Annotated in this window: 11 tRNA genes; all 11 read left to right on the forward strand. The window is 46.7% G+C overall.

Going from position 1 to position 1413, the window contains the following annotated elements:
• Window positions 1–4: 4 nt before the first annotated feature.
• The 11 genes from HZF24_RS18640 (at window position 5) to HZF24_RS18690 (ending at window position 1174) form a co-directional block, all read left to right on the forward strand.
• Window positions 5–77, forward strand: a tRNA-Val gene (locus tag HZF24_RS18640).
• 6 nt (window positions 78–83) lie between these two features.
• A tRNA-Asp gene (locus HZF24_RS18645) sits at window positions 84–160 on the forward strand.
• A gap of 13 nt (window positions 161–173) precedes the next feature.
• Window positions 174–246: transfer RNA gene (locus HZF24_RS18650), tRNA-Thr, on the forward strand.
• A gap of 4 nt (window positions 247–250) precedes the next feature.
• Window positions 251–327 (forward strand) — tRNA-Arg (locus HZF24_RS18655).
• Between the two features lie 74 nt (window positions 328–401).
• Window positions 402–474 (forward strand) — tRNA-Lys (locus HZF24_RS18660).
• A gap of 134 nt (window positions 475–608) precedes the next feature.
• Window positions 609–681, forward strand: a tRNA-Lys gene (locus HZF24_RS18665).
• Window positions 682–687: 6 nt separating this feature from the next.
• Window positions 688–773, forward strand: a tRNA-Ser gene (locus HZF24_RS18670).
• A 73-nt stretch (window positions 774–846) separates the two neighbouring features.
• Window positions 847–920, forward strand: a tRNA-Pro gene (locus HZF24_RS18675).
• A gap of 4 nt (window positions 921–924) precedes the next feature.
• Window positions 925–1001, forward strand: a tRNA-Ile gene (locus HZF24_RS18680).
• Between the two features lie 22 nt (window positions 1002–1023).
• Window positions 1024–1100, forward strand: a tRNA-Ile gene (locus HZF24_RS18685).
• 1 nt (window position 1101) lies between these two features.
• Window positions 1102–1174 (forward strand) — tRNA-Phe (locus HZF24_RS18690).
• The last annotated feature ends 239 nt before the right edge of the window (window positions 1175–1413 follow it).

A 1413-nucleotide genomic window follows, 5' to 3' on the forward strand; every position in this document is an offset into this window, starting at 1 on the left:
ATATGGAAGCTTAGCTCAGTTGGGAGAGCATCTGCCTTACAAGCAGAGGGTCATAGGTTCGAGCCCTATAGTTTCCATTTTGCGGCCTGGTAGTTCAGTTGGTTAGAATGCCAGCCTGTCACGCTGGAGGTCGAGGGTTCGAGCCCCTTCCAGGTCGCCATAAAAAGATATTTGCTGGTGTAGCTCAATTGGTAGAGCAACTGACTTGTAATCAGTAGGTTAGGGGTTCAAGTCCTCCCACCAGCTTAATGCACCCATAGCTCAGATGGATAGAGCAACGGACTTCTAATCCGTGTGCCGGGGGTTCGAATCCTCCTGGGTGCACCAATAAAAGAAAGGGGAGCACCTCTTTCTATGGGCAAGTCTCTGAGGGTCAGAGGAATGTCCCCGAATTAAACTATGACTCATTAGCTCAGCTGGTAGAGCACCTGACTCTTAATCAGGGTGTCCAGGGTTCGAGTCCCTGATGGGTCATCAAGGAAAGGTGAAACACCTCTTTCTAAAGGGAAATTCTCTGTAAGTCAAAAGAGTGCCGTTAGAGGAAAGGGTACACACCTCTTTCTAAGGGGCAAGTCTTTGTGGGTCAGAGGAATGTCCCCAAACAAAGGGATCCATTAGCTCAGCTGGCAGAGCACTTGACTTTTAATCAAGGTGTCCGGCGTTCGAATCGCCGATGGATCACTGTTTGGAGAGGTATCGAAGTGGTCATAACGAGGCGGTCTTGAAAACCGTTTGGGTGAAAGCCCGCGTGGGTTCGAATCCCACCCTCTCCGTTAATAGGAAAGGTGAAACACCTCTTTCTAAAGTGAAAGCCTCTGCGGGTCAGAGGAATGTTCCCAAGTTTAACGGGGCGTAGCGCAGTTTGGTAGCGCATCTGGTTTGGGACCAGAGGGCCGCGGGTTCAAATCCTGCCGCCCCGATTAGGGGCTTATAGCTCAGGTGGTTAGAGCGCACGCCTGATAAGCGTGAGGTCGATGGTTCGAGTCCATCTAAGCCCACCAATAAACCAAAACAATATGTTTTGGGCCTTTAGCTCAGTTGGTTAGAGCGCCCGGCTCATAACCGGTAGGTCCAAGGTTCGAGTCCTTGAAGGCCCACCATGCCCAGATAGCTCAGTCGGTAGAGCAGGAGACTGAAAATCTCCGTGTCCGTGGTTCGATTCCGCGTTTGGGCATTATTTTTTAAAATTTTATAGAAAATATATTATTTTAAAAAAGATAATTGACAATTAGAAATGATTGTGATAAACTAACAAAGCTATTTGAAATTAATAGCAAGAAAATGCAAAAATTGTCAGTTGACAGAGGACAATGTGTATGTTAAACTGACATTCCGTTCGAAAGAGCAGGGAGTAGAAAATAAAAAAACAAAAACAAAAATTGGCAGTTGACAACATCGAAAAGATGTGATAAT

Origin of the sequence: Sedimentibacter hydroxybenzoicus DSM 7310, from assembly GCF_013403245.1 — a bacterium.
GTDB classification, from domain to species: domain Bacteria; phylum Bacillota; class Clostridia; order Tissierellales; family Sedimentibacteraceae; genus Sedimentibacter; species Sedimentibacter hydroxybenzoicus.